The sequence below is a fragment of the Enterococcus sp. DIV0756 genome (assembly GCF_051710745.1).
Lineage (GTDB): Bacteria > Bacillota > Bacilli > Lactobacillales > Enterococcaceae > Enterococcus_A.
Genome location: NZ_JBIOLF010000001.1, coordinates 2,734,546 through 2,747,755, shown reverse-complemented (window position 1 = coordinate 2,747,755; position 13,210 = coordinate 2,734,546). Strand labels below are relative to the sequence as shown.

Genomic DNA, 13,210 nt, shown 5'->3' with positions numbered 1-13,210 from the left:
TTTATCAAGACTTATAGTGGATGGCAAATGAGAGAACCTGTTGAAAGCAGTATTTTTTGTGGAAAAAATAAGGAAAAGGGGAAGGGAAATGAAAAAGAGGCTTAGTAGGATGGTCGCGCTTGTCTTTGTTTTAGGAACCATAATTGTTGGTGCGGCTGCTGGTTTTGCTGCACCAGGAGCAAAACCGGCAACTGGTGATTTGACGATTCATAAGTATTGGGCAGATTCGGTCGCTGAAATTAGTCCGAATGAACACGATGGTTTGGAGCTGACAGGTAGTGAGATTCCTGACAATCCAGCCGTGAGCGGCATTCAATTTGATGCGTACCGAATGACCAAAGTGGGCGAAGCGCCACCTGTTCCGCCATCAGAAGAAGATGGCTGGACCTATGAGCGATCTGGCGATTCGTTAACCGTTAGCAAGAACGGTGTTGATCATGTCTATTTACTAGCTTTGAAAAATCCAGACAGTGGGGTAGATGGAAAAACGGATCAAGCTGGTCTATTGAAATACACGGGGCTGGAGGCTGGCTATTATTATGTGGAAGAAAACTTGGCAAAATCAAAGGATCATGTTGTTCAAGGAGCAGGAAATGAAAATAAGCAAGTCATGGACCCATCAGCTCCTTTCATTGCGGCGGTCCCAATGACGAACAAAGCAGGAACTGATTGGAATTCAAATGTGCATGTGTATCCGAAAAACCAAGGCTCAAATGTGGAAAAGAAGCCCAGTGTTCCATCTGTTACTATCGGGGACACGGTAACCTGGACGATCTCTGCGGATATTCCAGAAAATTTTGATAAATATGCGTCGTTTACAATCAAGGATGAATTGGACAAGCGCTTGACTTATACCGCGGGTTCCGTTGTAGTCAAAAGAATGACAGGTGATACGGAAGATGCTGTTTTGCAGTTAGGTACGGATTACGAAGTCACACCGACCGCAGCAACAGATACAGAGAAGGCTAAAGTAGCGATTTCGTTGACAACTACAGGAATTCAAGCAATTGGAGGGAGTTCCTCTGAGAAACTCGTAGTTTCTTTGGCGACAACGGTGAATGGAAATATCGATCATGAAAAAAATGAGAATGCCGAAAACATCATTAAAAATGAGGCGACTATTGCATTTGATAATGGCTCCGGCGTCGTTAGTGAAATTAAGTCGTCATCTTCTAAAATTCATACCGGTGAGATCAAAGTGGAGAAAACCTATTCGGGAGGAACAGTTGCCAAAAGTGCGCAATTCCAACTGGCCCTTACAGAAAATGACGCGAAATCGGAAAATTATCTGCAGGTGTTGTTAGATCCATCGAAGAACTACATCGAAGCAATCGTTCCAAAAGGAACTGAACATGCGGTGGATTGGATCGCGTTGCCTTCACATCAAGCAACAGGTGAACCATTAGGCTTCAAAGATGGAAAATTTTATGTTGAATCCTTTGAAGGTTTGTTGACCTATACTGAAACGGGCAGTACGAAAAAATATGAAGAGTATTATCTGATCGAAACGCTGGCACCAGAAGGCTATAATTTGCTGGATGAACCGGAAAAGGTTCAATTTGCGGATGGTGTGGATGATCAAACGGTTCTCTCAAAAGCGATCGAGAATCGTCGCGGCTTCACGCTGCCTAAGACTGGGGGAATTGGTACGATCTTGCTAGTGGTGGTAGGGATTGTTCTGATTGGTCTTGCGATTATTCTGACCATGAACAAGAAGAAGACGACTGTCTAATAATTCTTCACTACTAAGCCGAGGTAACGCTCGGCTTTTCATACATAGAGGAGGAGCCGACGATGAAACGAATCATTTTAATCATTCTTTTGTTGGCGGCTGGTACAGGAATCATTGCTTTTCCTTTTATTAGTCATTACTTGAATCAAAAAAATGCGACGCAGGTTATGGGAAATTATCAATCTGATGTTGAGCAATTGTCTCCTGAACAGATCTCAGAGATGTTTCAAGCTGCTCAGGTATACAATGAAAACTTGATGGGACAGCCTGCCCATGATCCCTTCATTCCTGGCTCGGGAATCGTCATGCCCGATAACTATTATCAGGTCTTAAATCTTGGGGGCGTAATGGGGCAAGTAGAAATTCCGAGTATCAATGTCAAGCTGCCGATCTTTCATGGAACAAAGGAAAGCGTCATTCGAAAAGCGGTGGGACATTTGGAAGGCTCAGCGTTACCGATTGGTGGATTAGGTACACATACTGTGCTGACTTCTCATACGGGGTTAAACCACGCGAAATTATTTACGGATTTAATTGAGCTGGAAAAAGGTGATCACTTCTATATTCGAGTGCTTGATCGCACCTTGGCTTATCAAGTAGAGGCAATTTCTGTGATCGAACCAGATTATACCCAAGCCTTGAAAGCAGAAAAAGGAAAGGAGCTGGCAACCTTATTGACCTGTACTCCCTATGGGGTAAATTCTCATCGGTTACTCGTACGGGGAAAACGAGTACCGTATCAACCTAAAAAAGCGGGGAAAAAGAAGCATCTGACCAGAGAGCAGCGGTTGCTCTTAAAGGCGGCATTCATCACGACGGGAATCATGTTGGTATTGATTCTAGTGACGTATGTGAAAAACAATAAAAAAAATAGACGGAAATTGTGACGGGCCCACAGGTTCAAACAGAAAAAGTGAGGGGGGAAGTCAAAGTGAGTCGCTCAAGAAAAATTGCTACAATCCTTAGTTTACTCGTTTTGTTGGCTGTTACGATACTTCCCATCCCCGCTATTTCTGAAAAGCAGGAGTCAAATAGCCCTGTCACAGAAAGTACGACCCAATTGCTCGAAGATTCTATTTATCCCTATGAGGAGCTAGAGAGCGGCACGATGACCACTGAGCCAATAGTGAATCCAACAGAATCGTCAGAACAATCTGAAGAGAAAACAGATAAGACCTTTGAGGATGACTCTTCCAGTGTGACGTCTGAGACGGAGAACACGAATGAACGTACACGTCAAGCACGTGCGAATAGCACCGATACGCTGGTGGTACTTGATTGGCAGCTATTGAAGAACGAGATTGCGGTATCTGAAACAGTTCATGCTGTCACGGGTGAGGCGTATGAATTGACGTTTAACTGGGAAGTAAAGAATTCGACACTTTCGCCAGGTGATTTTGTGACGTATCGATTGCCCTACAATCGTGGAGCAGCCGGTGACGATATAGGTGCGAGCGGCTCCTGGCGAACCAGCAGCTCTGCTCAAGCCGTTCCGTTGACTGCGATGGTGGATGGGCAGACGATTAAGTACGCCGAATGGTTTATTGAAGCTTATGATGGTGGTGTGGATTATGAACAGATTCGGATTCAGTTTACAGATGAGGTTCGATTGTTATCGGGGATGGCTATTGAAGCAACGATTTCGACTGGGGTAGATTCGATCAAGAATTATACCTATCGAGGCGGAATTCAGAAGGTCGAGTTTGCCGGTATTCAAAAGGCGATTGATTTTAGTCAAGATCGGCTAGAAAAGAGTCCTGGGTGGAACTACAAAAATGCGATGGGCGCGAGTGTCAATCAAATCCAATTTGATATTCCAGTAAATCTCCCGGCTAGTTTAGAGTTGGGAGGAGACACCTTCGATTATGGCAAACATAGTGAAGGCTGGGGCTTTGATCCGGTGAATCCGGAGAATGCTTGGGGCGAACAGATTACGGACATTCATGATATTTATGTGGAGGATACATTGGATGAAGGGGTGCTCGTTCATCACCTGATGATTATCGCCAATGCTCGTGCGCCAATGCAATTGCCGCCGAATGCGCTGACGGATTATCGTGGCGGGATTGTTGCGACTCTTCCAGCGTTTAACTCTTACTTACTGGTAGATTTTGGTAATGGACCGATTTATCGGACACCGAATGATCCTATTTCAGAGCGCCAGTTGCCAAAGCAAGAGTATTCTTTTCAACGAGTCTATCAAGAAGCGGGAGAAAGCATAGACAGCTTTCGAACAAGGGTGAAGTCTCAGGCGTATCAGTATGGCTTATTTTTTGACGAGGCAACGAATCGTCAGACAGTGATGACTTATTTTGGAGATGTGAAGCAGGGAGGAGATAGACCCAAATACAGTGATCTGACCGATCAGAGATACACGAATCCACCAAAAGAGATTGCTGGTAGTCGAACAGATGCTGTCTTTTCCTTTGCCGAACAAGCCGCCAGTCGTTTAATTACAAATGGCCATTATACTGAAGCAGACCGTGAGGAATTGGAGGCTTATTTTACCCTCGTTTATGGTGACAATAATGCGTTAGGTGGACAAGTCGCGACGTTTGAAATCAGCTTCAACGCACAATATCCACCGGGTACGACGAGTGGTGAGAAGGTGAATACGGCACGCTATTTCTACAATGGACCGCAGGAGCCTGATTTTCCTATCTTGCCTGAAGTGACAGGGACCTACAACTTGACGAATCCCTATAGCAGTGTCCAGCTGTCAAGCAATGAAGCGATGCTCTTTAAGTTTACTGAGCAAAACCTGCCGTTGAATGGGGCAAAATTTGAGCTACAAAAACAGCTTGCACCGAATCAATGGGCGCCTGTCGCTGATTCATTGGTGACGACAGGGACCGTTACGGTGAATGTCTTAGAAGGGGGATCAGTCGTCAGTCGTCAGTTAGATGGCGGAGCGAAGAAAAGTCAGTTGGAGCACGGCACTTATCGGTTCGTTGAAGTCGAATCGCCGGATGGTTATGATCCAGAATTATCGCCAAATTACAACGATGAAGTCAAGAAAGTTATCTCTGACGAATTTACGATTCCCTCTTCTGGGCAGCGATCGATCGTTTTTGTAGCAAATCACGCACAGCCCAAGTATTCTGTTCAGCATTATGTCCAAACCAGCCCTGATGACGAAAGCGAGGCGGGCTTTGAATTACGTTTACAGGAAAATTTTAATGGGAAATCCGGGACAGAAGTGACAGCGGTAGGAAAATCCTTTGCGGGCTATCGTTTAGATGAGACGCTTCCCTATACGGTATCGACCGGAAGAATCCTGGAAGATGGCAGTTTGATCTTGAAGCTCTATTATGTAAAAGACGAAACGAACCAGCCGTTCTATTTTTATAAATACGATGAAAATAAACATCCGATGCCCTCTATTGATTTTAAAGGTGATCCTTTGGGTGAAGACAAAGAAGTGTCCTTTGATGTGTATCGGTACAATAACAAAGGCTGGAGTAGTGGTGCTGACTATGCGCCTACTGAAGTCGTTCCCACCAGCGGCAAAAAGATTCCAAACAGTGAAGAAAAGGTTTGGGAAAAGGTAGAAACATTGACCTCCGATTCGAATGGAAAAGTCAGCAGCAGAACCTTGTCCTTAACGGATGAAGATGGCGGGCTGATGACTTATGCCGTTGTTGAGAAGAAAACCTATGAGGGCTATCGACTTCCTGATAGTAATCACTATTGGGTTCTTTGGACAAATAATACACTGGGAGAGAACCAGACTCAGGTTCCGCCATTTATCAGTGGAATCACGCCTGTAAACGGTGCGCCAACGGCTGACGCAATCAATCCGTCTGATCCTGAGAATTTAAGAGAGTATTATGTGATGAATCACTATGAAAAATGGTCGATATCCAAAGTGGATGTTCTAGGAAACGCGATGCCGTCATATGATACCAATGGAAATCCGCTTGGAGAAAATAAGCAGGTCACCTTCGATTGGTATCGCTACGTTGGCAGCTGGAGTGACAGAACGCGACCTGATGAGGTTGCGCCGGGAGAATCAGAGGTCTGGGAAAAGCAGGGCACACTTGAGACAGATGCCAATGGAAAGCTAGTGGGCGATGCGATCCCGCGCTACTCAGGAGCAGTTTTAGGACTCGTCGAGACAAGTACCTATAAAGGGTATCACCTGCCATCAGCAAAACAGGCCTATTGGGTTTTATGGGAGGATGGTAATTTCAGTAATTGTGGCACAGATAATCCCGGAAGCCTACAAAAAGCTGCGTATCATCATATCATCAAAAATGACTATCGAACGGAAATGCAGCTGTACAAAACGGATGCTCGCACAGGATATCCGCTTAGAAGAACAGATACTGCCAAAGTAGGATTTCGTTACTATCGCTACGTTGGCAGTTGGGAAGGCGAAGGACCGACGACGAATACCGATCTTTCTGATACCAGAAATTGGCAACCAATGAAAAATCTGCAAGACGATACCTATCTTTTTTATGCAGATGAAGAAGGTAAATTGACGGGACTAGAGGAAACGCTGGTAGGTGCCTACCCCTACGGTCATACGTATGCTATCCAAGAGGTTGAGGCTTATCCGGGTTACCAGAAATGTCCGGGCTTTTGGATCGTGTATTTAAATGAAAATAAAAAAGCGAAGAGCTATACGATCGATGGCATGAACTACATAGGTGAAGGGAACCTGATCGTCGCTCCAGAAGATCCAAACAATCAGCTGAATGCGTATCAATTAACGAATGAACCATTGCCTTATCCTGATTTGATGTTTACAAAGATTAACGATAACCATACACCATTGGCAAATGTCGAGTTTGAATTATTCAAACCAAAAGGCGATGTCCCTTTTAATGATCAAACGGAAAAAGATGGCAGTTATTGGGAGGAAACGACTAGCTATCCTCGACGATCCAGTTCTCTTTCTGGAAGAGTCATTTTTCCAAAACTACCAAAAGGCATCTATTTATTAAAAGAAATAAAAACCGCACCGGGTTATCAATTACCTGAAGGCGATTGGCTCATTCAGGTCGATCCAGAGGCAGAGCAGCCAATCACGATTCGCGCTCGAAAGGAGACGACACCTCCAGCTTTTAAACGCGAAAATGACCAGTATTATCTACCTAATTATCGAAAGCACGGGATTCCGTTTACTGGAAGGTGGGGAAAAGTATTCCTTTTGGTTATAGGGATTCTGTTGATTGGCGCAGCTGGACTAGTCAAGGTGAAGCGACCACTGAATTCATAAATCAAACCAAGCGGAGATTCTCGCTTGGTTTTTCTCTTTTTCAAGTCACTATACCCAATCAAAAAATTTGTTCTAAGTCCTAATTCATGTTAACTTACAATTAGTAAGTGAGGTGTATGAAGATGGACTATCTTTATCAAGCAGGAAAACCAGAGGGGAAAAAGTTTATTTTGCTTCATGGGACAGGTGGCGATGAAACATCTTTAGTGGAATTGGCGAAATTCTTAGATGCGGACAGTACGATCTTATCCTTTCGCGGCAAAATCGAAGAAGATGGCATGAATCGTTTCTTTAAACGGAATGGCTTGAATCAATTTGATTTTGAAAGTTTAGAAAAGGAAACCGATGATTTGCTGGAAGTGATCGAAACGATCAGCGAAGAAAAAGAGATTGAGCTAGCGGAATGGGTCTTTGTAGGCTATTCAAATGGCGCCAATATCGCAGCTCATCTGTTGCTGGAACGTGAAACGACTTTGAGCAAAGGGATCTTTTTCCATCCGATGTCATTGGAGCGCCACACCAAATCATTTCCTTTATCAGATAAAAAGATTTGGGTTTCGTATGGCGGCGACAACGATCCAATCGTTAGTGATGCTTCCTTTGCGAAATTAGTCGCGGCCTTTCGCGATCGCGATGCCGCTATCACGGTCGTTGAAACACCCCACGGTCATCAAGTCTCGATGGATGAAGTGCAAAACGCCCGTGAATGGCTGAAAGGGTAGTGACACTTTTTTCGAATGTGTTAAAATGAGTCGAAGGGGTGGCGCAATGGCAGATTCATTTGAATACAAAGGTTTGACCTTGAAATCCACAGACTTAGCCTTCAACGACGAAGAATTACAAAAATTATTGACCTTTGAAGGTGCGATCACGCATGAGCGCTTAAAGGGCTTCAATTTTCATTATTTCTTGATGCCAGAATATGATCTGAACGGTCTATTGGCAAAACTCGGTGAGGCAGAGCGCAAAGCAAAACGGATTTACTACATCACAGGGCAGTTAGTCTCCAGCGATTTAAAAAATATGACGGTGGATGGCTATTATATGCCGACAAACTGGGGCTTTATGCATGTGGATAGTCATAAATAAGAGGCGGAAGATGAATGCTCATCTTTCGGCTCTTTTTTTGCGCACAAAAGGACTTCATTCCCTGCGGAGTTTGCTTGAAAAGATTCGGAATATAAGCCCTCTTCTTACATCTTTCCAGTACTTATGAGGGAATATTCTTTGTCTTTTCATTAATAAATATAGTTTTCTATAAATCTTTTGGATTTTTTTTTGATCTGTCAACTTCAATTTATCACTTAGTATTCATCGGGAGTAAACCGTTCTAAAATTTTTCTGTATGATATACTAATATAGGCAGCTGCCCTAAAAGGGGGTGCTTATCATGAAAGAACTTCTCACATTAGTTGTTGCACCACTTTTTGTGGCGCTAGTCACAAAGCTAGTTGATCACTGGTTAGATGATCAGGACGACAACTGAATGCAGCTGTCATTCTAACTCACGCGCTGGCCGTCGCATCCAGCGATAAAAAAAGCCCTACTCCTGGCCGAGTAGGGCTTTCGTGCTTATCACACTTCGAACTTCTCACATTTCGCATAATCATTATATCATGAATAATTAACAATTTCCAATTAACAAATTGTTAGGCTGACTCTCGAACAAAAAACTAAAAGGTAGGCATGCCTCCCTTAAATCATGTTCTGAAACCTACTCCTCTGTTTTCGGAGTAGAATTGACATGAAGAAAGCGATTATTGCTTGTACTCATAAGATCCTACGAATTGTTTATAAGATTCTTTCAGAACAAACCAATCGGGTAAATGAAAAATCCTCATTAGATGCCGCGAACATCTAGCAAGGATCAATTAAAAAATTTTCTCCCTCAATTATAATATGGGTAAGGATTTTTTGCGCCTTTTTCAAATATATAGTTTCATTAAAAAAGTTCATTCATGAAGATATCTATGCATTTAATTGATCTTAACTAGATTCCCGCTAGAAAGAGAGGCGAGAGCAACTGCTCTCTGTGCTCTCATTTTTTTGCGCACAAAAGGAATTCATTCCCTGCGGAGTTGGTCGCAGGGATGAAGAATAACTCTGTTCCTACTCATCGTTTAGCTGAGATGGGAAGGATTTAACGGATTCATTTTATGAAGAATCTTCATTATCTTTCCCATGATTTCCCCAGACACGGGTGAACAAGCGTTTCAACCGTCGATCCTTTTTCTTATCCCCTTGAATCTGATTGTCAGGCATGGAGTGACTGTCCATTTTATTAGAAGCTGGTTGACTTTCTTCTGCTTTCGATAGGTTCGTTTTACGTGATGCTTGTGGCAAACGTGCTGGTAACTGTGAAGAAGCGACCATAAAGGCAGGCAACTCTTCACTCATGGTGATGGCTTTCGTATGATTTTGCCGTTCTTGTGTTGATAAGTCAGCAACGCTAGTCGTTTCTGTGGGATTCGTTGGTAAATCCTCAGAGTTTCCCACAGTTTCCACATAGTTCACATGTGCATAACTGATTGACGTTTGATTTTCTGTGGGTAACTCTTCCTCCAAGGTGTTATTAAAAATAGGGATTTCTCTTCTGTGTACAAACTTCGCGGAGACGACCGAATCGAATAATTTCACGCCATCTTTTTCAAATAGGTCTAGTGAAGTCATCAGCTCACAGATATCTTTGATTTCTTCGGCAGATAAGCTGGTATCGACATCTTTGTAGGACCAGTGATGCTTTTTCTTTTCACTAGTCATGAAGGTGGTGACTAATTTCGTTGTTTCGGTGATCATATTTTTCTTCCTTTCTATCTTTGGATCAAGATTCAGTCGTTTCTTCCGGACGAATCGCTGAAATGAGTGAGCGGACAACAGAGGCAACTTTCTTCCCAAAGTTTCTTATTGGAAAGACCCTTAAGGTCAGACGTTTCCATTCAGATGCTTGAAAGTAATCCTCAAAAAAATAAAAGAAGCGTTTCATTGTACGTGTCGCTTTAGTATTCATGAACAGGTAACGGACAAGGTCCTCCAGAATATGGGCGAATTCTTGTGCGCCAAGTTTGAAGCGGACACGTAATGCTAAGATATATTTGATCGTTAAGCTGCTGTTTTGGGTTTCTTGGTAATACTCCATAATGCGTTTTTCTAATGTTTCAGGTTTAAGTGAAAAGGTTTGTTCACAGGTTAATAATTGTTCATTCATTGGGTGTTCCTCCTGTACGGATTGATTTTTTATTTGAAAAGGTAGCAGCGTCCTGCTTGTCCTTAGTGTTTTCTCTATTTGTTGACTACAAGATAACGGATTTTGAAAAAGAATGCGAATCGCAATTTCGAACAAGCCCCCCCAATTTCGAATGTTTAGGTCCTAGAAACGTTGAAAGACCGTTTGAATCACTCGAAATTGGGGGTGTTTATTCGAAATTGCTGTTTGACTTGCTTGAAGGAAGAGGAATATAATAAAGAATTTTGATTTCATTAAGGAGTTGGATACGAAAAATGTCCGAATGAGGGATTCATCCAGACATATATGTGGGCTATTGCCAATTTTCCCATCGAGGCAGCGGGCGATCATTTTCTAAGCGCTCGTGATAATGCAGAAAACGTGCACGTTGATACCGTCGATAAATCTCGCCAGTGCGAGTAACAAATTGATTGAGTAACGGACGTTTGGTTAAACTGTGAACAAATGGCGTATCTGGTAAATGTAAATAATCCATCGGACGATGGCTACACCTTTTGAACGGATTATTCTCTTGTTGAATGGCGGCTAAGACACCGCAGGCATTCTCCCCATGTAAAAGTGCGTAATAGCGTTGAAAGGGCATGTAGATCTTTAACCCCGTAATCAATTGAGCATAAGGGCGCCCTTCGACCTGATAGACATTTTCTATTTTGAGGGGATTGATCCAGCTGCTATTGTTCCCACCCTCCAATGGAAATAAGGAAAAATACTGGCATGCCCAAGGAAGCTTGTATTTTCCAAAGTGTTCAATGTCCTTAAGAACAGAAGATAGCGTGGTGTAATCTGGAAAGCAATGAGCAAATGCATACTGGTTCAATGTAGCGGAAGTTGTCTTTTTGCTTAAGAAAACGCCTACATTTGTGAAAATCAAAACTTCATGACGATCTGGAATAGGTGTAAGGAAATGAATGTTATGAATCCTCATGGGATCAAATAGAGCTGTCTTATTCCGCAGGCTCTCCCATGACGGCCCTGGAATTCTGTCATCCAAAATAGTTTCTAAATCAATCTTTCTCATATGAAAAAACCCCTTTCTTGTAGAAACGTTTTATCCCGCTTCTAATTAAAACTATATACCAGATTCTCAGAAATGGATTTTTTCATTTTAATCTGAAATGAAGCAAAAAAGAAATGGACAATTTCTTAAGTCTTGACTGAAATAAGAGAAAATAAATTCTTCTCATTTATTTCTCAAAGAAAATTTTTACTTCTAGCACAAATAAAGACATCTTCTCAAGGATAATGAGTAGATGTCTTTGTTTTTTATTGTCATATTTAGTTGAAAAAAATATTATGTTTGTTTAAATTGTTACATGGTTTGATTAAAACCATGAATAAAATTCGTTCCTAAAAACAAAAATCTAATAAAAAAGTGAATTCATTTGATTTAATTATAGAATACCGCTTAAGAATAATCAATATATAGTTTTAAATTATTAAAAAAAGATATTTGTAATAATTTGGTAATAACCGAGTATTTAAAAAGAAGTTAGAGAAAAGGCTAATATACGTAAAATAGTGATTTATTTGCCGTCAAATTAGCCGTCAGGAGGAAAATTACATGCGTAAGGGCGAAAATATTTACAAACGAAAAGATGGCCGTTGGGAAGGCCGCTACAAAAAAGGGTACAAAGCGAACGGACAGATTAAATATGGCTATATCTATGGAAAATCCTTTCAAGAGGTTCGAATAAAACTCTATACCTTGAAGGCCCACTACCTTACTCAACAAGAAATTTATGGGAAGTCCTGTATTCCCTTTGAAGAATGGGGGAAACAGTGGCTGCTGGCTATCCAACATGAGGTGAAGCCTTCAACCTTTAGTTCGTATCACTATAAATTATCCACCTATGTTTTTCCTTATATAGGAAGTTTATTCTTAAATGAATTAACCGTGGAAGAAGGAAAGAAGCTCATCCAACAGTGGTCAGAACGAGGACTGAGTCCTTCAACGATGCAAGTGATCGTACGCATTATCAATAAATGTTTAAATGACGCCAAAGAAAAACAACAATTAAAAGAAAATCCTTTCTCACAGTTAAAACTACCAAAAAGAAGTCCGCAAAAAATACGTGCTTTAACAAGAAAAGAACAAACCAAACTAGAACAAGTTGCACTAAGCGAGAAGAAAGACGGAGGACTTCCAACCTATCTCGCGCTTTATACCGGACTTAGAATTGGCGAAATCGCTGCTTTGCGATGGTGTGATCTTGATTTTGAACGCAATCTGATTCAGGTGAAGCACACCTATCAACGAATCAACCTTGCGTTAAAGCATCAAAAAACACAGCTAATGATTGGATCAACGAAAACAACTTCAGGTGATCGGACTATTCCCATGAGTCAATCTGTGCGAAAGCTCCTTTTGAAGCATCGCCGGCACTCAAAGGGAAGCTTTGTCTTTTCAGTCAACAACCATCCGATTGAGCCACGCTTATTGACCTATCATTTTCATCAAATTCGCAAAAAATGTGGCTTAGAGGATATTCATTTTCATCAATTACGTCATACCTTTGCGACTCGTTGTCTTGAAGCACAGAGCGATATTTTGTCTGTTAGCTCTCTACTGGGACACGCGTCAACCAAGCTCACATTGGATACTTACGCCGATTCGATGCTGGAACAACGCATCGAAGTGATTGATCAAATGGAGACCGCCATCCGAAAAATCGCTTAAATATCAGGTGTTTTTTTAACATTTACCGCTAATATGCTCCACAAGTTTTTACCTCATTAAAGTAAGCGCTTACTTAGTCTTGGGTAAAAAGAATCCAATTTCTTTACGGCAAACTGCGAAAAAAGAGGTAACGAAAATTTCACAAATGAACAAATAGCCGTCGCCAACCGTCAAACTCCTTCGTAAACGTTGGCGTATTAACGTTTATTGGGGTATTCATGGTTTTAATCAAACCTAGAAACAACTGTTCTAATTATCACAAAAAAGTGACTCATTCTACTTATTTTAATATCAAATGTACGGCATGTACATTTTTGATATACAAAAATT

Annotated in this window: 10 protein-coding genes; 7 read left to right on the top strand and 3 right to left on the bottom strand. The window is 41.8% G+C overall.

Features of this window, described 5'->3' with window-relative positions:
- Positions 1 to 88 precede the first annotated feature (88 nt).
- From IGI44_RS13350 to IGI44_RS13325, 6 genes are all read left to right on the top strand, one after another.
- Entirely contained in the window at positions 89 to 1,732 is a 1,644-nt protein-coding gene (locus IGI44_RS13350) for a SpaH/EbpB family LPXTG-anchored major pilin (protein ID WP_438788218.1), read from the top strand.
- Positions 1,733 to 1,794: 62 nt separating this feature from the next.
- Positions 1,795 to 2,619 carry a class C sortase gene (locus IGI44_RS13345; RefSeq protein WP_438788216.1) on the top strand — a complete coding sequence of 275 codons (825 nt, stop codon included), beginning with the start codon at positions 1,795 to 1,797 and terminating at the stop codon, positions 2,617 to 2,619.
- A gap of 44 nt (positions 2,620 to 2,663) precedes the next feature.
- Entirely contained in the window at positions 2,664 to 6,959 is a 4,296-nt protein-coding gene (locus IGI44_RS13340; protein ID WP_438788215.1) for a SpaA isopeptide-forming pilin-related protein, read from the top strand.
- A 122-nt stretch (positions 6,960 to 7,081) separates the two neighbouring features.
- Complete coding sequence (locus IGI44_RS13335) at positions 7,082 to 7,681, top strand: alpha/beta hydrolase (protein WP_438788214.1); 600 nt, start codon at positions 7,082 to 7,084, stop codon at positions 7,679 to 7,681.
- A 46-nt stretch (positions 7,682 to 7,727) separates the two neighbouring features.
- On the top strand, positions 7,728 to 8,048 hold the full coding sequence (locus IGI44_RS13330; protein WP_438788213.1) for a hypothetical protein: 321 nt from the start codon (positions 7,728 to 7,730) through the stop codon (positions 8,046 to 8,048).
- A 301-nt stretch (positions 8,049 to 8,349) separates the two neighbouring features.
- The gene (locus IGI44_RS13325) at positions 8,350 to 8,445 is read left to right on the top strand and encodes a type I toxin-antitoxin system Fst family toxin (protein ID WP_438788212.1); all 96 of its coding nucleotides are present in this window, start codon (positions 8,350 to 8,352) and stop codon (positions 8,443 to 8,445) included.
- Positions 8,446 to 9,113: 668 nt separating this feature from the next.
- On the opposite strand, the gene IGI44_RS13320 is transcribed toward IGI44_RS13325, so the two are convergent.
- From IGI44_RS13320 to IGI44_RS13310, 3 genes are all read right to left on the bottom strand, one after another.
- A complete protein-coding gene (locus IGI44_RS13320; RefSeq protein ID WP_438788211.1) occupies positions 9,114 to 9,755 on the bottom strand; it encodes a DUF2922 family protein in 642 nt (213 codons plus the stop codon).
- 25 nt (positions 9,756 to 9,780) lie between these two features.
- On the bottom strand, positions 9,781 to 10,164 hold the full coding sequence (locus tag IGI44_RS13315; RefSeq protein WP_438788209.1) for a hypothetical protein: 384 nt from the start codon (positions 10,162 to 10,164) through the stop codon (positions 9,781 to 9,783).
- A gap of 331 nt (positions 10,165 to 10,495) precedes the next feature.
- Entirely contained in the window at positions 10,496 to 11,221 is a 726-nt protein-coding gene (locus IGI44_RS13310; RefSeq protein WP_438788207.1) for a hypothetical protein, read from the bottom strand.
- A 543-nt stretch (positions 11,222 to 11,764) separates the two neighbouring features.
- Here IGI44_RS13310 and IGI44_RS13305 point away from each other — a divergent pair.
- Positions 11,765 to 12,880, top strand: a complete 1,116-nt coding sequence (locus tag IGI44_RS13305; protein WP_438788206.1) for a tyrosine-type recombinase/integrase — start codon at positions 11,765 to 11,767, stop codon at positions 12,878 to 12,880.
- The last annotated feature ends 330 nt before the right edge of the window (positions 12,881 to 13,210 follow it).

Excerpts from the sequence above, each read along its gene's own strand:
- IGI44_RS13325 (WP_438788212.1), top strand. The coding sequence starts at position 8,350 with ATGAAAGAACTTCTCACATTAGTTGTTGCACCACTTTTTGTGGCGCTA.
- IGI44_RS13310 (WP_438788207.1), bottom strand. The coding sequence starts at position 11,221 with ATGAGAAAGATTGATTTAGAAACTATTTTGGATGACAGAATTCCAGGG.
- IGI44_RS13320 (WP_438788211.1), bottom strand. The coding sequence starts at position 9,755 with ATGATCACCGAAACAACGAAATTAGTCACCACCTTCATGACTAGTGAA.
- IGI44_RS13315 (WP_438788209.1), bottom strand. The coding sequence starts at position 10,164 with ATGAATGAACAATTATTAACCTGTGAACAAACCTTTTCACTTAAACCT.
- IGI44_RS13335 (WP_438788214.1), top strand. The coding sequence starts at position 7,082 with ATGGACTATCTTTATCAAGCAGGAAAACCAGAGGGGAAAAAGTTTATT.
- IGI44_RS13330 (WP_438788213.1), top strand. The coding sequence starts at position 7,728 with ATGGCAGATTCATTTGAATACAAAGGTTTGACCTTGAAATCCACAGAC.
- IGI44_RS13350 (WP_438788218.1), top strand. The coding sequence starts at position 89 with ATGAAAAAGAGGCTTAGTAGGATGGTCGCGCTTGTCTTTGTTTTAGGA.
- IGI44_RS13305 (WP_438788206.1), top strand. The coding sequence starts at position 11,765 with ATGCGTAAGGGCGAAAATATTTACAAACGAAAAGATGGCCGTTGGGAA.
- IGI44_RS13345 (WP_438788216.1), top strand. The coding sequence starts at position 1,795 with ATGAAACGAATCATTTTAATCATTCTTTTGTTGGCGGCTGGTACAGGA.